Raw genomic sequence first — 17,975 nt, 5'->3', positions numbered from 1 at the left:
GATGGGTGGGTGACCCTCATCGATCAGCTGCCGCCGACCGCCGACCCCGACGCCCTCTACGAAGCCTTCGAGTCGTGGGCCCAGGAGCGCGGTCTGACTCTCTACCCCCACCAGGAGGAGGCGCTGATCGAGGTGGTGTCCGGCGCGAACGTGATCGTGTCGACGCCCACCGGGTCCGGCAAGAGCATGATCGCGGCGGGTGCCCACTTCGCCGCGCTCGCCCGTGACGAGGTCACCTTCTACACCGCCCCGATCAAGGCGCTGGTGTCGGAGAAGTTCTTCGAACTGTGCAAGCTGTTCGGCACCGAGAACGTCGGCATGCTCACCGGCGACGCGTCCGTCAACGCCGACGCCCCCGTCATCTGCTGCACCGCCGAGGTCCTCGCCTCGATCGCGCTGCGCGACGGCAAGCACGCCGACGTCGGCCAGGTCGTCATGGACGAGTTCCACTTCTACGCGGAGGGGGACCGCGGCTGGGCCTGGCAGATCCCGATCCTCGAACTGCCCCAGGCGCAGTTCGTGCTGATGTCGGCGACGCTCGGCGACGTCTCGATGTTCGAGCAGGACCTCACCCGGCGCACCGGCCGCCCGACGGCCGTGGTCCGCTCGGCGACCCGCCCGGTGCCGCTCTCCTACGAGTACCGCCTCACGCCGCTCACCGAGACGCTGACCGAGCTGCTGGAGACCAAGCAGGCGCCGGTGTACATCGTGCACTTCACGCAGGCGCAGGCCGTGGAGCGGGCGCAGGCGCTGATGAGCATCAACATGTGCTCGCGCGAGGAGAAGGACCAGATCGCCGAGCTGATCGGCAACTTCCGTTTCACCACCAAGTTCGGCCGCAATCTCTCCCGCTACGTGCGGCACGGCATCGGCGTCCATCACGCGGGCATGCTGCCCAAGTACCGCCGTCTGGTGGAGAAGCTCGCGCAGGCCGGTCTGCTGAAGGTCATCTGCGGCACGGACACCCTGGGCGTGGGTGTCAACGTGCCCATCCGCACGGTGCTGTTCACGGCGCTGACCAAGTACGACGGCAACCGTGTGCGCACGCTGCGGGCCCGTGAGTTCCACCAGATCGCGGGCCGGGCCGGCCGGGCGGGCTTCGACACGGCGGGCTTCGTCGTCGCGCAGGGGCCCGAGCACGTCATCGAGAACGAGAAGGCGCTCGCCAAGGCGGGCGACGACCCGAAGAAGCGGCGCAAGGTCGTCCGCAAGAAGGCACCCGAGGGCTTCGTCGGGTGGACGGAGAACACCTTCGAGAAGCTCATCGCCTCCGAGCCGGAGCCGCTGACGTCCCGTTTCCGGGTCACGCACACCATGCTGCTGTCGGTGATCGCCCGGCCCGGGAACGCCTTCGAGGCGATGCGGCATCTGCTGGAGGACAACCACGAGCCGCGCAAGCAGCAGTTGCGGCACATCCGGCGTGCCATCGCCATCTACCGCTCGCTGCTGGACGGCGGCATCGTCGAGAAGCTCGACGAGCCGGACGCCGAGGGCCGTATCGTCCGGCTCACGGTCGACCTCCAGCAGGACTTCGCCCTCAACCAGCCGCTGTCCACCTTCGCGCTGGCCGCGTTCGAGCTGCTGGACCCGGAGTCGCCGTCCTACGCGCTGGACATGGTGTCCGTCGTGGAGTCCACGCTGGACGATCCGCGGCAGATCCTCGTCGCGCAGCTGAACAAGGCCAAGGGCGAGGCCGTCGCCGCGATGAAGGCGGACGGGGTGGAGTACGAGGAGCGCATGGAGCGCCTCCAGGACATCTCCTGGCCCAAGCCGCTGGAGGAGCTGCTCTTCGGCGCGTACAACACCTACCGCAAGAGCCACCCCTGGGTCGGCGACCATCCGCTGTCGCCGAAGTCGGTCATCCGGGACATGTACGAGCGGGCGATGTCCTTCACGGAGTTGGTGTCGTTCTACGAGCTGGCCCGCACCGAGGGCATCGTGCTGCGCTACCTGGCCAGTGCCTACAAGACGCTGGACCACAACATCCCGGACGATCTGAAGTCCGAGGACCTCCAGGATCTGATCGAGTGGCTGGGCGAGATGGTCCGCCAGGTCGACTCCAGCCTGCTGGACGAGTGGGAGCAGCTCGCCAATCCGGAGGAGATGACCGCCGAGGAGGCCCAGGAGAAGGCCGACGAGGTCAAGCCGGTCACCACCAACGCGCGCGCCTTCCGCGTCCTGGTCCGCAACGCCCTCTTCCGCCGGGTCGAGCTCGCCGCCCTCGACCAGGTCGAGGAGCTGGGCGAGATGGACGCCGACGCCGGCTGGGACGCGGACGCCTGGGGCGAGGCCATGGACAAGTACTGGGACGAGTACGACGACCTCGGCACCGGCCCCAACGCCCGCGGCCCGAAGCTGCTGGTGATCGAGGAGGAGCCGGCGAACCGGCTGTGGCGGGTCCGGCAGATCTTCGACGACCCCAACGGCGACCACGACTGGGGCATCAGCGCGGAGATCGACCTCGCCGCCTCCGACGCGGAGAGCCGCGCGGTCGTCCGGGTCACCGACGTCGGCCAGCTGTGAGCACAGGAGAATCCCACCCATGACGACGAATCCGGCCGAGAGGCTCGTCGATCTGCTCGACCTGGAGCAGATCGAGGTCAACATCTTCCGCGGGCGCAGCCCGCAGGAGTCCCTCCAGCGGGTCTTCGGCGGCCAGGTGGCCGGCCAGGCCCTGGTCGCCGCGGGCCGCACCACGGACGGCGAGCGCCCGGTGCACTCGCTGCACGCGTACTTCCTGCGCCCGGGCCGGCCGGGCGTGCCGATCGTGTACCAGGTCGAACGGGTGCGGGACGGGCGGTCATTCACGACCCGCCGGGTCACCGCGGTACAGCAGGGCCGCACGATCTTCAATCTCACCGCCTCCTTTCACAAGCCTGAGCAAGGGAGCTTCGAGCACCAGCTGCCGCCCGCCCGCGAGGTGCCGGACCCGGAGTCGCTGCCGACGGTCACCGACGAGATCCGGGAGCATCTGGGCGCGCTGCCGGAGCAGTTGGAGCGGATGGCGCGCCGCCAGCCCTTCGACATCCGCTATGTGGACCGGCTGCGCTGGACGCCCGCCGAGGTCAAGGACGCCGAGCCGCGCAGCGCGGTGTGGATGCGCGCGGTCGGGCCGCTCGGTGACGACCCGTGGGTGCACACCTGCGCGCTGACCTACGCCAGCGACATGACCCTCCTGGACGCCGTGCGCATCCCGGTCGAGCCCTTGTGGGGTCCGCGGGGCTTCGACATGGCCTCGCTGGACCACGCGATGTGGTTCCACCGGCCGTTCCGCGCGGACGAGTGGTTCCTGTACGACCAGGAGTCGCCGATCGCCACGGGTGGGCGCGGTCTGGCCCGCGGCCGGATCTACGACCTCCAGGGACGGCTGCTGGTGTCCGTCGTCCAGGAGGGGCTGTTCCGGGCGCTGTAGCTCAGGCGCTTCTGCGGCGCAGCCAGCCGAACAGACGGTGCGATGACCGGTGTTCGCCGGATTCCGGCGTCGACGCTGCGGGCGGCGGGGTCGTGAGGTGTGCCGGCGTGGCGAGGTGCACCCGGGTGGAGGGGTGCGCTGTGGGGCGGGGTGCGGGCCGGTGCGTGCGTGCCTCCTCGATCAGGCGTGTGAGGTCGGCCCGGAGCCAGGCGGTCTCGTCCGCGTCGTCCGCCGTCATGATCTGCTCGCAGCGGCGGGCGGCCGGTGAGCCCGGCGCTCCGTGCCCGGGCGGTCCGGGCCTGAAGCGGTTCAAGTGGGAGCGTTCGTAGGGGTCGGGGACGAGCTCGGCGATCTGTACGGGGTCGAGGAAGGCGGCGACGGCTCCGGCCTGCTGCCACGGGTCGTCGGTCTGGCGCAGCAGGAATCCGAGGTGGCGTCCGCGCCAGTTGCGCGGGCGCAGGTCCAGGCCGGCGTCGAGCTGATCGCGCAGTCCTTCGGGGGTGCGCGCCTTCAGCAGCGGGGCGTTCTTCTCGTCGGACGCGAACTGTCGTAGCTCGTCGGCCAGATACATCCAGACCACGGCCCGGTAGCGGTTGAGGTAAAAGGCCACGGGCACCACCAGGCCCAGGCGGGCGAGGCGGGTGAAGCGGCCGGGCGGCACGTCCATCACGGCCGCGCCTTCGGTGGTGCCGACGGTCCGGACGCGTTCCAGCAGTGTGTCGGGGAAGCCCTTCGAGGCCCGGACCCGCTCGATCTCCAGGCGGGTGACGCGGCGGTGGCCGCCGCCTCCTTCGCCGGGCACGGTTCGGATGTGTCCGAGGTGGACGGCGAGGTCGAACTCGCGTCGTTTCAGGCCCAGTTCCCGGGCGGCGTGGCCGGGCGTGCAGGAGGTGCCGCGTGGTGGGGTGATGGTGTCGCCTGTCATGGTCTCCCCCGTGGAGTCGGATGCTCACGCTGTGTGCGTTCGCCGTGACAGAACGGTAGCCAATCCGGCGGAGGTCGCGCGGAGCCTGTGGATAACTCCACGGGGAAGCTCAAAGACGCAGGTCAGAGGTCTGTTATGTCCCGCTCGGGTTTGCGCGCGTCCACCGCGAGGTGCTCGCCGACCCGATTGACGAGCAGGGTCATCTCGTAGGCGATCTGGCCGATGTCGGCCTCCGCGCCGCTGAGGACGCACAGGCAGCTGCCGGTGCCCGCGGCGGTCACGAACAGGACGGCGTCGTCGAACTCGACCATCGTCTGGCGCACTCTGCCCGCGCCGAAGTGGTGGCCGGACCCTTTGGCGAGGCTGTGCAGCCCGGAGGAGACCGCGGCGAGGTGTTCCGCGTCCTCCCGGCGCAGTCCTGTGCTCGCGCCCGTCACCAGCCCGTCGTTGGACAGGATCAGCGCGTGCCGTACATGCTCCACCCGGTCGGTCAGATCGTCCAGCAGCCAGCCAAGTCCCTGATTCTGCGTCATGTCCCGTCTCCCCGTAAGACGTGTCTCCCCCTGGCCGAGGAAGTGCCCGCTCGCCAGCCTTCCGGACAAGTCGGGCCCGGGGCAAGGAGCCTGGGGACATGGCACGGAAGATGTCCGACACGGGACGTGGTCTGAGGCCGGTTCAACTCACCGAGTCCAAAAGCCGGGCGGTGTGCATGCGCCCGGCGTACTCGACGAGCCGGATGAGCACTTCCTTTCCCGAGTCGCGGTCGCGGGCGTCGCAGAGCACCACGGGCGTTCCCTCGTCGAGGTCGAGGGCGCGTGAGACGTCGCGGGCGCCGTAAGTGCGGGCGCCCGCGAAGCAGTTGACGGCCACCACGAACGGGATGTGCCGGTGCTCGAAGTAGTCCACGGCGGGGAAGCAGTCCTCCAGGCGCCGGGTGTCGGCGAGGACGACCGCACCGAGGGCCCCTTGGGAGAGCTCGTCCCACAGGAACCAGAAGCGGTCCTGGCCGGGCGTGCCGAACAGATAGAGCGAGAGGCCGGAGCGGATGGTGATCCGCCCGAAGTCCATGGCCACGGTCGTGGTGACCTTCTGGTCCACGCCGTCGGTGTCGTCCACCCACTGACCCGCCTCACTGAGCAGTTCCTCGGTGCGCAGCGGCCTGATCTCACTGACCGCGCCCACCAGGGTGGTCTTGCCCACGCCGAAACCACCGGCGACAAGGATCTTCAACGCCAGAGCGGCCGTGTCGCCGCCCGGGTCGTCGGAGTGCTCGGAGACCATCGATCACTTCTCTCGGGAGTGCCGGCAACGGTCGACGTGGACGGGGATGCGCCGCATACTCACGGAACGTGTGCGTACGGTTTCAGTGCGTGTGTGCGAAGTCAGCATCATGACAACTCCGGCTTGTTCCCGATGGGTTCGACCGCTTTTTGCCTGGTTCTGAACTGTCATCTACAACGCCCGCAATCCTTCGATCACTTCGCGCAGAATGCGTTCGTCAGGAAGCTGCGCGGGCGGTACCGGGCGGCTGACGGTGACGCAGCCCAGTTCGAGCAGATCACCGAGGAGCACCCGGACGACGCCGACCGGCAGGTCTGCGCCCGCGGCGAGTTCCGCGACCGACTGGGTCTCCGGTCTGCACAGTTCGATCAGGGCACGGTGTTCCGGTCCGAGCGCGGTGTCGTCGTCGATGCCCGGCGCGCCCGCGTCCAGCGTGACGAGCGCGATCAGATCGAACCGGACACCGGTGGGACCCGGCTTGGTGCGTCCGCCCGTCATGGCGTACGGGCGGACGAGGGGCCCGGCCTCGTTGTCGTACCACTGGCTGCCCTGCTCGCGCGGGCCGCTGCTGAGGTCTTCGGTCATGTGTGGGGACCGCCTTCTCGCCTCAGCCCGCTGCGGGCGGCCGCGCGGCGACGCGCGGTGCGGCGTGCAGGTGCTCACCGACACGTTTCACCAGACGCGCCATCTCATATGCCACGAGGCCGATGTCGGCGGTCACGGCGGTGAGGACGGCGAGGCAGGAGCCGTCGCCCGCGGCGGCCACGAACAGGAAGCCGTCGTCCATCTCCACCATGGTCTGGCGCACACCGCCGGCCCCGAAGTGGCGGCCCGCGCCCTTGGCCAGGCTGTGGAAGCCGGAAGCGACCGCCGCGAGGTGCTCGGCGTCCTCGCGGCTGAGGTCGCTCGACGCGCCCACTGCCAGCCCGTCGTTGGAGAGCACCACCGCGTGGCGCACCTCGCGCACGCGCAGCACCAGGTCGTCCAGCAGCCAGTCGAGTTCGCCGGACCGCTGGGCGGCCCTCATGCCGGGATCCTGGATCATGCGGGGTCTCCTTCGCTGCTGTCGCTGCGCACTGCGGAATCCGGGGCGGCACCGCGGCCGGGCTGCCGCCCGCCGCCTCGCGCCCAGCCGTCGCGGTAGGCCGCCATGCGATCCCGTACGAGTTCGGGTGTACGCGGGTCGTCGCCCCGGGAGGGTGCCGCCGAGGCGGGCTCCTCGCCCTGTGGCCTGCGCAGTTGGGGGGCGAGGCTCGCCTGTCGGACGCGGCGTGGGAGGTCGTCGGAGCCGTCTGAGTCGTCCTGGGGGCGGTGCAGGCGCAAGGCGGTGACTCCGGGGGGCGGTGGATCGGTGGTGGTCTGCGCGGCCATGGGTGCGGAGGCGGCCAATGCGGGCCGGTCGGCCGGTGCCTCCACCGGCTCCTGTTGTGCGCCGCCGCCGGGCACGCGCGCGAACTCGCGTTCGGCGGGCTGGGGCGCCTCGGCCGCCTTGCGGGGGGAACGTTCCGCCGCGCCACCGTGGAGCAGGGCGGTGGGCAGCAGGACGACCGCGGTGGTGCCGCCGTAGGGGGAGGTGCGCAGGTGCACCTTGATGCCGTGCCGGGCGGCGAGCCTGCTGACCACGAACAGCCCGAGCCGGTCGCTGTCGAACAGGTCGAGCGCCTCGGACTGTTCGATACGGCTGTTCGCCTCGGCGAGGGTCTCCTTGCCCATGCCGAGCCCCCGGTCCTCGACCTCGACCGCGTAGCCGTTGCCGACGGGTTCGCCGGTGATGCGCACGCGCGTGTGCGGCGGCGAGAACTGGGCGGCGTTCTCGACGAGTTCGGCCAGCAGGTGGGTGAGGTCGGCGACGGCGGTGCCGATGACGGCCGCCTCGGGCAGCTGCCGCACCTCCACGCGCGCGTAGTCCTCGACCTCGGAGACGGCCGCGCGGACCACGTTGGTCAGGGAGACCGGCATCCGCCAGGCGCGTCCCGGTGCCGCGCCGGAGAGGATGATCAGGCTCTCGGCATGGCGGCGCATGCGGGTGGTGAGGTGGTCGAGCCGGAACAGGTCGCTCAGTTCGTTCGGGTCGTCGGAGCGGCGCTCCATGCTGTCCAGCAGGCTGAGCTGACGGTGCACCAGGATCTGGCTGCGGCGGGCGAGGTTGACGAAGACCCCGGAGATGCCGCTGGCGAGTTCGGCGCGCTCCACGGCGGCGCGCAGGGCGGCGCGGTGCACGGTGCCCAGTGCTTCGGCGACCTGTCCGGCCTCGTCCTCCGCGGGTTCTCCGGGCGGTGCCTCGGCGCGGATGTCGATCTCCTCCCCGGCGCGCAGTTTCCGCATCGCCTCGGGGAGTTTGCGGCGGGCGATCTCCAGCGCGCTGTTGCGCAGGCTGACCAGTTCGACGACGAGGCCGCGGCCGATGCGGACGGAGATCACCAGTGAGGCGGCGACGGCGGCGAGGCCGAACAGGACGGCGGCGCCTGCCGGGGTGAGCAGTCCGCGGGTGAACGGGTCGGCGCGGTCGGCGACGCCGCGTCCCGCGTCGGCCTCGATGGTGCGCATCCCGTCCTGCACGCGCGCGAGGGAGCGGTCCCAGTCGGCCTGTGGTGCCGCGTTCGCGGCGCGCGCCCCTGGTGCCGCGGCCAGTACCGCGTCCTCCGCGGCGCCGACGGACGCGTAGTCGCCCCCGGCGGCGAGCTTCTGCCAGGCGGCGCGCTCGGGGCCGCGCAGATCGGCGACGGCCCCTGCGGTGAGCGTGCGGCGGGTCTCGACGGCTCCGGTGAACAGCCGCAGCCGCTCGCCGTCGAGCCGCCCGGCCAGACGGGCGCCGACCAGCACGGCGTTCTCCTGGGCCAACGCCTCCCCCGCGCGGGAGAATTCGAGCAGCACGCGCGCGTCGGAGCCGAGGTCGGCGTCCTGGATGCCGGTGAGCGCGCCGCCCACGGAGAGGGCCGCCGCGATGGTCCTCGTGTACCGCTCGTAGGTCTGGTCCCAGCCCGCGCGGTGGTCGAGCACGGCCGACCTCAGCCGGCCGAGCCCCTCGGCGCCGGAGACGAACTCCTCCAGCCGCGTTGCCACTCCGGCCGGCAGTTCCTCGGCGTCGGCGACGGTGCTGCGGTCGCCGAGCCGGAGTTCGGCCACGGCCGCGTCGGTGCGTTCGGTGAGCCTCTTGTAGTCGGCGCCCGGTGCGGCGGAGGGATCGGTGGCGAGCCGGACCGCAATCGCGCGCTCGGCCTGGAGGGCTGCGACGGCGTCCGCGACGGGGCCCCGGATCTCGGCGTCGACGCGCTGCACCTGCCGGAGCCGGGAGACGTCCTGCGCGGTGCTGACGGTCGCGTAGGCCCACAGGGCCAGCAGGGAGACCACCGGCACCATCAACAGACAGACGATCTTGGCGCGGACGGTGCGCGGCCGCATCCGCCAGGGTCCTCCCCGCGCGGGCGCGTCCTCGGGCGCGCCGCTCGCGGGTTCGTCCTTTCCTTCGTCGGCGGGCGGTCCGGCGTGCGCGCGGCGGCCGCGCACGGGCGGTGCGGGCGGCGTCTCGACGCCAGGGGCGGTGGTCCTACGGGGTGTACGCATGGCCTCCTCGCTCGCTCGGGAGTGGTTCGCCGGGGCGGGCCCGCGGTTAGTGGGCGGCGCTCTCGACCGGCCGCTGTGCGGAGGCCGAGGCCTCGCGCTCCCCCGTCGTCGGGGACAGGGCGACGAAGGCCGAGGTCAGGAAGAGATAGGACCCGAGGCCGACGGCGAGGGGGAAGATGAACTGCATCGCCGTGGCCCCGGGCAGAACGTCGCCGCCCGGTGCGACCCGCACGCTGACCGCGAACATCCCGGTGTAGTGCATGCTGCTCACCGCCGCGCCCATGATCAGGGAGGCGACGGTGACGGCGACGGGCGACTTGATGTTGAGCGCCGCCCAGAGTGCCGCCGTGGCGGCGACGACCGCGATCAGCACCGAGAGCCCGACGAGGACCGGGTCGTAGTCCACCTGGCCGTGCAGGCGCACGGCCGCCATGCCCAGGTAGTGCATGCTGGCCACGCCGAGCCCGGTGGTGAGTCCGCCCAGGAAGAGCGCGCGGGTGCGGTCGCGGCTGTAGCCGACGGCGAAGACCCCGGCGCAGACGACAGCCATGGCGACGAGCAGGCTGGCGATGGTGAGCGGCACGTCGTAGCGGATGTCGGTACCGCTGACGCTGAAGCCCAGCATGGCCACGAAGTGCATGGTCCAGATGCCGGTGCCGATGGCCGAGGCGGCGGTGACGAGCCAGTTGCGGCGCGAGCGGCCGGTGGCGGCGAGCGCGCGGACGGTGCAGCGCAGACCCAATGCGGCGCCGATGCAGGCCATCACGTACGACAGCGCGGGGGTCAGCCACCCCAGGGCTGCGTGGTCCAGGTGTCCCATGGCCCCGGGACGCTAGTCCGGGCAGGGGCGCACAACCGGGGCGCATTTCGAAAGGTGTTGCAATCTGACACGGAACACTCCCTGAATGACCGCCTCCAGCTCGAACGTGTGCGCAGTGACGTCCCCTGTCGGTGAGCGCGTCACCCCCGCCGGTGCGAGATCATGCCGAGCATGAGCGACGACCACACACATGTGCAGGAGTTCTTCACCGCCCGCGCGGCCGACTGGGACGCCCGCTTCCCCGACGACGGCCCCGCCTACGCGGCCGCGGTCGCCGACCTCGGGCTGCGCGAGGGTGACCGGGTGCTCGACGCGGGCTGCGGCACCGGGCGGGCCCTGCCGCCCCTGCGTGCGGCCGTGGGCCCCTCGGGAGTGGTCGTCGGGGCCGATCTGACCCCGGCCATGCTGGAGGCCGCCGTACGGGCGGGACGGGACCGGGAGGGGCAGTTGCTGCTCGCCGACGTGGCCGAGCTGCCGCTGCGGTCGGAGTCGCTCGACGCGGTGTTCGGCGCGGGCCTCATCGCGCATCTGCCCGAACCCGGCCGGAACCTGCGGGAGTTGGCCCGCGTGGTGCGCCCCGGCGGCACGCTGGCGCTGTTCCACCCGATCGGCAGGGCGGCCCTCGCGGCCCGTCAAGGGCGCCGGATCACGCCGGAGGATCTGCGTGCGGAGCCCAACCTCCGCCCGCTGCTGGCCGGTTCCGGCTGGCGCATGACGTCGTACGTCGACGAGGACGCCCGCTTCCTGGCGCTCGCCGTACGGGAGGGCTGAGGCTGCCGCACAAGCAGCCTCACCCGCGCCCGGCGACCGCGGCCACGAAGGCGTCCGGGTTGTCGAACATGACGTTGTGGCCGGCTCCGGGCACCGTCACCACGCGCACGCCCGCCGCCTCCAGCGCCTGTCTTCCCGCCAGTTCACCGCTGAGTTCGCCCTGGAGATACACCCGGTCGACCGTCAGGCCCTCCAGGATCTCGCGCATCTCGGGCTGCGATCCGCGGATGAGCCCGACGGCGCTGCGGTGCAGGGCGCGCGGGTCGGCCAGGCGCATCGTGGCCGCCCACAGTGGTCCGACGTGCTCCAGCACGCGCGCGTGGCCGCCGTCGGCGAAGTCGTCCTCTTCATAGGAGGCGATTCCGCTGCTGCCCGCGGTGGGCGGCGGGCAGGCGTCGAGGTTGGCCTCCGTCAGGACCAGCCGGGAGACCAGTTCGGGGCGGCGGTGCGCGAGCACGAGGGCGACGGCACCGCCCATGCTGTGCGCGACCAGCTCGGCGCCGGTCAGCCCCGCCGCGTCCAGTACGGCGGCCAGGGCGTCGGCGTTCTCCTCCAGGGAGTAGCCGTAGTGCTCGGGCCGGTCACTGATGCCGTGCCCCGGCAGGTCGACGAACAGGCTGCGGCGGCCCGCGAGTTCGGGCCGGGCCGCGATGTGCGCGTGATACACGGACGACATCGACCCCAGGCCGTGCACATACACGCGCGCGGGTTCCTCACCCGGCGTCTCCGTCCACCGGATGCGGCTCCCCTTGTCATCGAACTCGGCCTGTTTCATCGCGTCGCCCTTCCGCCTCCGACATCACCTCCCGGGAGGATACATCGGAACCGATGTATTGCCACAGCGATGTATCCCCCGCGTGATTGCGCGAAGATGTGGCCATGCTGGAGCTCGCCATCCTCGGTTTCCTCTACGACGCCCCCCTGCACGGCTATGAGCTGCGCAAGCGCATCACCGCACTCACCGGGCACGTCCGCCCGATCGCGGAGAGCACGCTCTATCCGGCGATCAAGCGCCTCGAGAAGGCCGGCCTGCTGGAACGCGCCACGGAGCCCGGCGCGGTCGCGGCCCCTCGCCATGTCCTCACGCTCACCGAGGAGGGCAGGACGGAACTGCGGCGGCGGCTCGCCGAGCCGGTCCAGCGCGACATCACCGACGAGAACCGCTGGTTCACGGTGCTGGCCTTCCTTCGGCACCTGGACGACCGGGCCGCCCAGACGGCAGTACTGCGCCGCCGCCTCGCGTTCCTGGAGGAGCCCGCCAGCTTCTTCTACGACGGCGACCGGCCGCTGCGCGCCGAGGAGTTCGAGGACCCCTTCCGGCGCGGCATCCTCACCATCGCGCGCGCCACCTCGCGGGCCGAGCTCGGCTGGCTGCGGGAGACGATCGCCGCGCTCGGAGGCTGACGGAGTAGCGGACCGTGGGCGGGTACTCGTGTTGACCGCGCCGTTGCTCTTCTGTCGCCGTGACTCCAACTCTACGTTGAACAGCGGGAGATGGGCGATCGACAATGGCAGGCGCACTGGGGGAAGGTGGTCGGCATGTTCGGCTGGGTCCGACAGTCCTGGGACAGGGTTCTGGATGCCTGGCGCAGGGATCCGAACGCCGCCGGGGACAGGCGTACGCACAATCTGTTCGAAGCCGCCGCGGCATACGTCTCGGCCTGCGCGGAGGACGACCAGGAGCGCATCGACGAGGCCGCGGGGTGGGTGTCGCCGGAGGCGCTGTCGTTCGGGGTGAACGAGCTGGCGTGCCGGGCCGTCATCGCCCTCGCGCGGGAGCGCGACGAGTCCCCGGGGACCGTCGCGCGAGACCTCCTCGGCCTCCCGGCGGCCTGACCGAGGCCGCCGAGGAAGGCCGATTTCACCCCGTCCAGCCGGAAAACAGCAGCTCCGGGTGGGGTGGGCAGTCGTGACAAGGGCCTTCCGCTCGCACTAGGGTGCGCGCGATTGGACGAACCGATGGGGAGGCTGGGATGGCCGGGACGGACGAGGACGCCGTCGCCGCCGAGGACGACGCGCTGTATGTGCTGACGGCGGTGCTGCTGACGCCTGCGAAGTTCCCGAGCGTGCTGGGCGACGACTACCCCGAGGCGTGCGCCGCGCTCGGCCTCGCGCCGCTCGCCGACGGGTACGGGCTGGTGCTCGGCCAGGACGGCGACGGCGCTCGCTGGACGGTCGTCATCGACGACGTCTCGCTGGTCGCGGTCGCCATCGCGTCCTGGGACTGCGGCATGGAGTACGACCTGTCACCGGACGAGCGCACGGTCGTCGCCGCGCTGCCCGGCTGGCCGCTGGCGGTCGCCGTCGCGGCCCCCAACGTGCCCCCACCGCACGACCCCGGCCCCGATGTCGCCGAAGGGCCGCCGCTGGCGCCCCCGGACACCTCGACGTGGGGCCCGGCCCAGCGCAGGCTGGGCGCGGACGAGATCGCCCTGCAATGGGCGATCTGGCGCGAGCAGATCGACGACGCGGAGTTCCCGCGGCCCGGTGGCGACTCGGGGGCCGCCGAGGGCCAGGAGGCGGCGGAGGGCGCCTCGGAGACCGCGCAGGGGGCCTCCGAGGCCGCCGACGAGGCTTCGGAGGACGGTCCTGACGCCCCGGACGCCCAGAAGGCTTCGGAGGCCTCTGACGCCGCCGACTCCTCGGAGGGCGAGCAGAAGCCGAAGGGACACAGCGGGATCCGCCGCGTCCTCGCCGAGGCACGCGCGTACGTGGACACCCCGCCGCCGCTCGGCCGGGTGCGGTCCGCCTTCGCCTCGGGCGACGCCCGCACGCTGCGCGCCGACGGCCCTGGCTGGTCCCTCGTGGCCAGAACCGACGACATCGCGTTCGTGCTCCTCGACGACGAGCCCGGGGAGGTCCTCCCGGTGGGCCGCGGTCCGGAGCTGCCGGGCCTGTTGGAGGCGCTCGACAAGATGGCGGTACGTCCCAGCTGAGTACGTGTGCCGGGCGGGCGGTGGCGTGTGTCGCGCGGGCGGAGACCGGCGTTCGCTGCGCTCGCCGGCCCCGGTGACCTTCCGCCCTGGGCCGAATAAGATCACGAGCATGGCGCTGCTCATGAGTGATGTGGACCGGTTCGAGGCCGCCAGGCCCCGGTTGGAGGCCATTGCCTACCGGCTGCTCGGTTCGGCGAGCGAGGCGGAGGACGCCGTGCAGGAGACGTTCCTGCGCTGGCAGGCGGCCGACATCGAGCGGATCAAGGTGGCCGAGGCCTGGCTGACGAAGGTCCTCACCAACTTCTGCCTCAACCAGCTCACTTCGGCACGCGCGCGGCGTGAGACGTACGTGGGCAGATGGCTTCCCGAGCCGCTGCTCGCCGGGGACCCGATGCTCGGCCCGGCCGACACCGCCGAACAGCGCGAGTCGGTGTCGTACGCCGTCCTCGTCCTGCTGGAGCGGCTGTCGCCCAACGAGCGGGCGGTGTACGTGCTGCGGGAGGCCTTCGACTACGCGCACCGCGAGATCGCCGAGATCCTGGACCTCACCGAGGCCGCCAGCCAGCAGATCTTCCACCGGGCCAAGAAACACGTCGCGGACGGCAAGGCACGCACCGACATCGACGAGGCGGCCGCCAAGAGGATCGTCGAGGAGTTCCTGGCCGCGGCGACCAGTGGCCGCACCGAGCCCCTGGTACGCCTGCTCACCCAGGACGCCGTCTCGGTCGGTGACGGCGGGGGGAAGGTCCCGGCACGCGCGAAGGCGTTCGAGGGCGCGCTCGCGGTCGCCAAGTTCCTGCGCGGCATGTTCAAGCCCGCCGAGGCCAAGCGGGCCCACATCGGGGGCACGCCGGACATCTACGCCACGACCGCCAACGGAGGGCCCGCCGTCGTGGCGGTCGTGGACGGCCGGGTCGTCGGGATCGCCTGCCTCGAGGTCACCGCGGAGGGCATCGCCGCGGTCCGCAACCAGGTCAACCCCGACAAGCTCGCCCGGGCGAGCCGGCAGTGGGCCGCCGCGGACCGCCGGGAGCCCCCGCTCCACACCCTCTGACGCGATGTGACGTGCTTCACATCCTGATCCTGTCAGGAAACGTCGGCCTGTCCGGTTCAAGGGGCGAAACCGCGCAAGGCAACGGCGGAGCCCACCCAGACAGGAGCAGTCCCATGAAGCACCGCATCGTCGTCCTCGGAGCCGGTTACGCCGGAGCCACCACGGCCGGCCGCCTCGCCAAGCGGCTGCGCCGCGAGGATGTCACCATCACCCTCGTCAACGCCGAGCCCGACCTGGTGGAGCGCGTCCGGCTGCACCAGCTCGCGACCGGCCAGGATCTCCGGCCCCGGCCGTTCAGCGAGATGTTCGCGGGCACGGGCGTGGAACTGAGGCTCGCGAAGGTCACCGCCGTGGACGTGGACGCCAAGGCGGTGACGGTCACCACCGCGGACGGCGCCGAGGAACTCGTCGCGTACGACACGCTCGTCTACGCCCTCGGCAGCGGCTGGAACGACCAGGGCGTCCCCGGCACCGCCCAACACGCCCATGAGGTCTCCAGCCGCCCCGGTGCCCTCCGCCTCCGCGAGCGCCTGGCCGCCCTGGAGGCGGGCGGAAGCGTGGTCGTGGTCGGCGGCGGTCTGACCGGCCTGGAGGCCGCGACCGAGATCGCCGAGGCCCGCCCCGACCTCGACGTCGCCCTGGCCGACCGCGGCACCCTGGGCGACTGGCTCTCCGAGAAGGGCCGCACCCACCTGCGCAAGGTGATCGACAAGCTCGGCATCACGGTCCACGAGCACACCGCGGTCGCCGCGGTGGAGTCCGACACCATCAGGACCACCGACGGTACGGCCGTCCCGGCCGCAGTCACGATCTGGACCACCGGCTTCGCCGTCCACCCCCTCGCCCGGGCGACCACCCTGGACGTCAACGAACAGGGTCGCATCGTCGTCGACTCCACCATGCGCTCGGTCTCCCACCCGGACGTGTACGCCGTGGGCGACGCCGCGTTGGCCATGGGCCCCGGTGACAAGCCGCTGCGCATGTCCTGCGCCTCGGGCGTCCCGATGGCCTGGCAGGCCGCGGACACCATCGCCGCCCGCCTCACCGGCGGCAAGCTCCCGAAGGGCTCCATCCGCTACTTCCAGCAGTGCATCTCCCTCGGCCGCAAGGAAGGCCTGATCCAGTTCGTCACCGCCGACGACCAAGCGGTCGACCGCGCCCTGACGGGCCGTATGGCCGCCCGCTACAAGGAACTGATCTGCAAGAGCGCGGCCTGGGGTGTCGCCAACCCGACCGCGGGCCTGCCGTCCCGGCGTCGGCGCGTCGAGCGGCAGGGAACCGAGAGCCCCGCGCGGGTGGAGGCGGCCGCCTGAACTCACCCTCCCCGTATCTGGGTTGGCCCCCATACGACGACCCCGTTCCATGTGGTCTCAACCCATGGATGAGGCGCAGAAGGAACCGCACCATGGGGCAGCTCCGGCTCCCCCCTTCTGCCCTGGAGGCCCCATGCGCTTGTCCCGAGGCGTTCCGTTCGTCGCCACCACCCTGATCGCGGCGGCGCTCACCTGGCCCGCTCCCGCCGGAGCCGCGTCGGCCGGGGAGGAACACTGCGATCGCCAGGACCGGGTACGTGTGCCCGGTGCGGCTTTCCAACAGAGCGCCTGTCTCGCGGACTTGACCACGACGGGGCTGGCCGGCACCCCGTACACCGACCTGGCCGACCAGGCGGGGCTGACGGCGGCCGGTACACGTGTGCCGTCCGGGGTGCCGGGGGTCCAGATCGACGGCTACTTCCCGGACTCCTCGCGCTTCAACGCCACCCACGGCTGGAAGCACGACGCCCAGTTCGTCATCCGCCTGCCGGACCACTGGAACGGCGGCCTGGTCGTCACGGGCGCTCCCGGCACGCGTCGGCAGTACGCGACGGACAAGGCGATCTCCGACCAGGTGCTCGCCCAGGGTTACGCGTACGCGGCGACCGACAAGGGCAACAACGGCTCCGACTTCTACCTCGACGGCACCCGGCCCGGCGACGCGGTCGCCGAGTGGAACACGCGGACCACGCAACTCACCCGCGCGGCCCGCAAGGCGGTGGCCCAGCGCTACGGACACGCCCCGCGTCGCACATACATGACCGGCATCTCCAACGGCGGCTATCTCACCCGCTGGCAGCTGGAGAACCACCCGGAGCTGTACGACGGAGGCGTGGACTGGGAGGGGGCACTGTGGACCGCTCACGGCCCCAACCTGCTGACCTCCCTGCCGACGACCGTGGCCCGCATGCTCGGCTCCGCGCGGGACGAGGATCTGTACGCGGTGGGCTTCGCGCGCGGCTCGGAGTTCCTGTGGCCGTATCACGAGAAGGCCTATTGGGGGGTCACGCAGAAGATCTACCGCGCCGAGTTCGATCCGTCGTACGCCCCGGACTGTCCCGGCCCGTCCGCCGGGACCACCGCGGAGCAGATCCTTGCGCCCTGCGCCGAGGACGCCGCCTACGACTACGCGTCCCGCCCCGCTTCCGTCCACCGCGCGGTGGCCCGAGTCGCGCTGACCGGGCGGATCGGCAAGCCGCTGATCACCCTGCACGGCGATCTGGACACGCTGCTGCCGAAGGCGGCCGACTCCGATGTGTACGACCGGATGGTCGGGGCCGCCGGACGGGGCCCGCTGCACCGCTACTACACGATCGAGGGCGGCACCCACGTGGACGGCCTCTACGACAGCCGCCCGGACCGGCTGCGGCCGATCCTGCCGTGCTACCGGTCGGCGTTCGACGCGCTGGTGTCCTGGGTGGACGAGGGTGTACGGCCGCCCGCGGACCGGGCCGTCGAGAGGCCCGCGGGCGGCGGTGACGTGGTCAACTCCTGCGCACTCTCGGAAGGGGCCCGGCCCTGAGGCCGGTCCGGGCGTAGGGAACTGTCCGGGCGCCCGGCATCATCCGGGCGCCCGGCTCCTTCCGTCCTCAGCGGCCGAGTTCCTTGCGGGTCGCGCGGCGCAGCTTGCGCCGCTGCGAGGGGTCGAGTGCGAGGTACGCGGCGGCCGGAACGCCCAGGATGATCAGGAGCGCTGCCCACCAGGGCAGCCAGATGAGCAGAATGATCCCGACCGCCGCACCTCCTGCGGCGATCTTGTGGTTCCTCGTCATGTGTGTCGCCTCCTCCGCGGCGCACTGCCGCTCTCTGCTCTCAAAACGGGCACGCGCTTCCCGCGGTTCCGGACCGCGACCCTGAGACGTCCCTGAGGTGTGCCCCCTACTGGTCCTCCTCCATGCC

At 71.7% G+C, this 17,975-nt stretch carries 18 protein-coding genes; 9 read left to right on the top strand and 9 right to left on the bottom strand.

The genetic code is table 11. The annotated features are described in order from the left end of the window. Positions 1 to 9 precede the first annotated feature (9 nt). Positions 10 to 2,523 (top strand): DEAD/DEAH box helicase, encoded by a 2,514-nt coding sequence (locus BN159_RS37065; RefSeq protein WP_015662178.1) that lies wholly within the window; start codon positions 10 to 12, stop codon positions 2,521 to 2,523. A 19-nt stretch (positions 2,524 to 2,542) separates the two neighbouring features. Continuing rightward, complete coding sequence (locus tag BN159_RS37060; protein ID WP_015662177.1) at positions 2,543 to 3,412, top strand: acyl-CoA thioesterase; 870 nt, start codon at positions 2,543 to 2,545, stop codon at positions 3,410 to 3,412. 1 nt (position 3,413) lies between these two features. Here the strand turns inward: BN159_RS37060 and BN159_RS37055 are convergent, their stop codons facing one another. The 7 genes from BN159_RS37055 to BN159_RS37025 all read right to left on the bottom strand — a co-directional run bounded on the left by BN159_RS37055 (position 3,414) and on the right by BN159_RS37025 (position 10,002). Further along, positions 3,414 to 4,337 (bottom strand): DUF6397 family protein, encoded by a 924-nt coding sequence (locus tag BN159_RS37055; RefSeq protein ID WP_015662176.1) that lies wholly within the window; start codon positions 4,335 to 4,337, stop codon positions 3,414 to 3,416. A 122-nt stretch (positions 4,338 to 4,459) separates the two neighbouring features. Continuing rightward, on the bottom strand, positions 4,460 to 4,870 hold the full coding sequence (locus BN159_RS37050) for a roadblock/LC7 domain-containing protein (RefSeq protein WP_015662175.1): 411 nt from the start codon (positions 4,868 to 4,870) through the stop codon (positions 4,460 to 4,462). A gap of 142 nt (positions 4,871 to 5,012) precedes the next feature. Further along, complete coding sequence (locus BN159_RS37045; RefSeq protein WP_015662174.1) at positions 5,013 to 5,618, bottom strand: GTP-binding protein; 606 nt, start codon at positions 5,616 to 5,618, stop codon at positions 5,013 to 5,015. A 171-nt stretch (positions 5,619 to 5,789) separates the two neighbouring features. Beyond that, a complete protein-coding gene (locus tag BN159_RS37040; RefSeq protein WP_015662173.1) occupies positions 5,790 to 6,203 on the bottom strand; it encodes a DUF742 domain-containing protein in 414 nt (137 codons plus the stop codon). Positions 6,204 to 6,225: 22 nt separating this feature from the next. Then, on the bottom strand, positions 6,226 to 6,663 hold the full coding sequence (locus tag BN159_RS37035; protein WP_015662172.1) for a roadblock/LC7 domain-containing protein: 438 nt from the start codon (positions 6,661 to 6,663) through the stop codon (positions 6,226 to 6,228). Then, a complete protein-coding gene (locus tag BN159_RS37030; RefSeq protein ID WP_015662171.1) occupies positions 6,660 to 9,182 on the bottom strand; it encodes a sensor histidine kinase in 2,523 nt (840 codons plus the stop codon). The genes BN159_RS37035 and BN159_RS37030 overlap by 4 nt, the downstream gene beginning before the upstream one ends. A 46-nt stretch (positions 9,183 to 9,228) precedes the next feature. Next, positions 9,229 to 10,002, bottom strand: a complete 774-nt coding sequence (locus BN159_RS37025) for an MHYT domain-containing protein (RefSeq protein WP_015662170.1) — start codon at positions 10,000 to 10,002, stop codon at positions 9,229 to 9,231. A gap of 171 nt (positions 10,003 to 10,173) precedes the next feature. Here BN159_RS37025 and BN159_RS37020 point away from each other — a divergent pair, with 171 nt between their 5' ends. Then, positions 10,174 to 10,773 carry a class I SAM-dependent methyltransferase gene (locus BN159_RS37020; protein ID WP_015662169.1) on the top strand — a complete coding sequence of 200 codons (600 nt, stop codon included), beginning with the start codon at positions 10,174 to 10,176 and terminating at the stop codon, positions 10,771 to 10,773. Positions 10,774 to 10,792: 19 nt separating this feature from the next. Here BN159_RS37020 and BN159_RS37015 read toward each other — a convergent pair whose 3' ends face one another. Continuing rightward, positions 10,793 to 11,548, bottom strand: coding sequence for an alpha/beta fold hydrolase (locus BN159_RS37015; protein WP_015662168.1), 756 nt, complete (start codon positions 11,546 to 11,548; stop codon positions 10,793 to 10,795). 104 nt (positions 11,549 to 11,652) lie between these two features. On the opposite strand from BN159_RS37015, the gene BN159_RS37010 reads away from it, so the two are divergent. The 6 genes from BN159_RS37010 to BN159_RS36985 all read left to right on the top strand — a co-directional run bounded on the left by BN159_RS37010 (position 11,653) and on the right by BN159_RS36985 (position 17,598). Continuing rightward, positions 11,653 to 12,177: a PadR family transcriptional regulator gene (locus BN159_RS37010; protein WP_015662167.1), complete on the top strand. Its 525-nt coding sequence runs from the start codon at positions 11,653 to 11,655 to the stop codon at positions 12,175 to 12,177. A gap of 135 nt (positions 12,178 to 12,312) precedes the next feature. Continuing rightward, positions 12,313 to 12,609 carry a hypothetical protein gene (locus tag BN159_RS37005; protein WP_015662166.1) on the top strand — a complete coding sequence of 99 codons (297 nt, stop codon included), beginning with the start codon at positions 12,313 to 12,315 and terminating at the stop codon, positions 12,607 to 12,609. A 137-nt stretch (positions 12,610 to 12,746) separates the two neighbouring features. Further along, the gene (locus BN159_RS37000; RefSeq protein ID WP_015662165.1) at positions 12,747 to 13,709 is read left to right on the top strand and encodes a hypothetical protein; all 963 of its coding nucleotides are present in this window, start codon (positions 12,747 to 12,749) and stop codon (positions 13,707 to 13,709) included. A gap of 109 nt (positions 13,710 to 13,818) precedes the next feature. Next, positions 13,819 to 14,763, top strand: a complete 945-nt coding sequence (sigJ, locus tag BN159_RS36995; RefSeq protein WP_041820409.1) for an RNA polymerase sigma factor SigJ — start codon at positions 13,819 to 13,821, stop codon at positions 14,761 to 14,763. A gap of 113 nt (positions 14,764 to 14,876) precedes the next feature. Further along, a complete protein-coding gene (locus BN159_RS36990; protein ID WP_015662163.1) occupies positions 14,877 to 16,076 on the top strand; it encodes an NAD(P)/FAD-dependent oxidoreductase in 1,200 nt (399 codons plus the stop codon). A 133-nt stretch (positions 16,077 to 16,209) separates the two neighbouring features. Beyond that, positions 16,210 to 17,598 (top strand): tannase/feruloyl esterase family alpha/beta hydrolase, encoded by a 1,389-nt coding sequence (locus BN159_RS36985; RefSeq protein WP_015662162.1) that lies wholly within the window; start codon positions 16,210 to 16,212, stop codon positions 17,596 to 17,598. Between the two features lie 67 nt (positions 17,599 to 17,665). Here the strand turns inward: BN159_RS36985 and BN159_RS36980 are convergent, their stop codons facing one another. Then, positions 17,666 to 17,848, bottom strand: a complete 183-nt coding sequence (locus tag BN159_RS36980) for a hypothetical protein (protein WP_015662161.1) — start codon at positions 17,846 to 17,848, stop codon at positions 17,666 to 17,668. Positions 17,849 to 17,975: the final 127 nt, after the last annotated feature.

The organism is Streptomyces davaonensis JCM 4913 (assembly GCF_000349325.1).
Taxonomy (GTDB): domain Bacteria; phylum Actinomycetota; class Actinomycetes; order Streptomycetales; family Streptomycetaceae; genus Streptomyces; species Streptomyces davaonensis.
Note: the sequence above shows the minus strand (reverse complement) of the source record. Positions and strands in the feature narration are given on the sequence as shown.

What these genes read in the sequence shown, in the direction of transcription:
- BN159_RS37060 (WP_015662177.1), top strand. Translation starts at nt 2,543, where the DNA reads ATGACGACGAATCCGGCCGAGAGGCTCGTCGATCTGCTCGACCTGGAG.
- BN159_RS37055 (WP_015662176.1), bottom strand. Translation starts at nt 4,337, where the DNA reads ATGACAGGCGACACCATCACCCCACCACGCGGCACCTCCTGCACGCCC.
- BN159_RS37050 (WP_015662175.1), bottom strand. Translation starts at nt 4,870, where the DNA reads ATGACGCAGAATCAGGGACTTGGCTGGCTGCTGGACGATCTGACCGAC.
- BN159_RS37045 (WP_015662174.1), bottom strand. Translation starts at nt 5,618, where the DNA reads ATGGTCTCCGAGCACTCCGACGACCCGGGCGGCGACACGGCCGCTCTG.
- BN159_RS37040 (WP_015662173.1), bottom strand. Translation starts at nt 6,203, where the DNA reads ATGACCGAAGACCTCAGCAGCGGCCCGCGCGAGCAGGGCAGCCAGTGG.
- BN159_RS37035 (WP_015662172.1), bottom strand. Translation starts at nt 6,663, where the DNA reads ATGATCCAGGATCCCGGCATGAGGGCCGCCCAGCGGTCCGGCGAACTC.
- BN159_RS37030 (WP_015662171.1), bottom strand. Translation starts at nt 9,182, where the DNA reads ATGCGTACACCCCGTAGGACCACCGCCCCTGGCGTCGAGACGCCGCCC.
- BN159_RS37025 (WP_015662170.1), bottom strand. Translation starts at nt 10,002, where the DNA reads ATGGGACACCTGGACCACGCAGCCCTGGGGTGGCTGACCCCCGCGCTG.
- BN159_RS37020 (WP_015662169.1), top strand. Translation starts at nt 10,174, where the DNA reads ATGAGCGACGACCACACACATGTGCAGGAGTTCTTCACCGCCCGCGCG.
- BN159_RS37015 (WP_015662168.1), bottom strand. Translation starts at nt 11,548, where the DNA reads ATGAAACAGGCCGAGTTCGATGACAAGGGGAGCCGCATCCGGTGGACG.
- BN159_RS37010 (WP_015662167.1), top strand. Translation starts at nt 11,653, where the DNA reads ATGCTGGAGCTCGCCATCCTCGGTTTCCTCTACGACGCCCCCCTGCAC.
- BN159_RS37005 (WP_015662166.1), top strand. Translation starts at nt 12,313, where the DNA reads ATGTTCGGCTGGGTCCGACAGTCCTGGGACAGGGTTCTGGATGCCTGG.
- BN159_RS37000 (WP_015662165.1), top strand. Translation starts at nt 12,747, where the DNA reads ATGGCCGGGACGGACGAGGACGCCGTCGCCGCCGAGGACGACGCGCTG.
- sigJ (WP_041820409.1), top strand. Translation starts at nt 13,819, where the DNA reads ATGGCGCTGCTCATGAGTGATGTGGACCGGTTCGAGGCCGCCAGGCCC.
- BN159_RS36990 (WP_015662163.1), top strand. Translation starts at nt 14,877, where the DNA reads ATGAAGCACCGCATCGTCGTCCTCGGAGCCGGTTACGCCGGAGCCACC.
- BN159_RS36985 (WP_015662162.1), top strand. Translation starts at nt 16,210, where the DNA reads ATGCGCTTGTCCCGAGGCGTTCCGTTCGTCGCCACCACCCTGATCGCG.
- BN159_RS36980 (WP_015662161.1), bottom strand. Translation starts at nt 17,848, where the DNA reads ATGACGAGGAACCACAAGATCGCCGCAGGAGGTGCGGCGGTCGGGATC.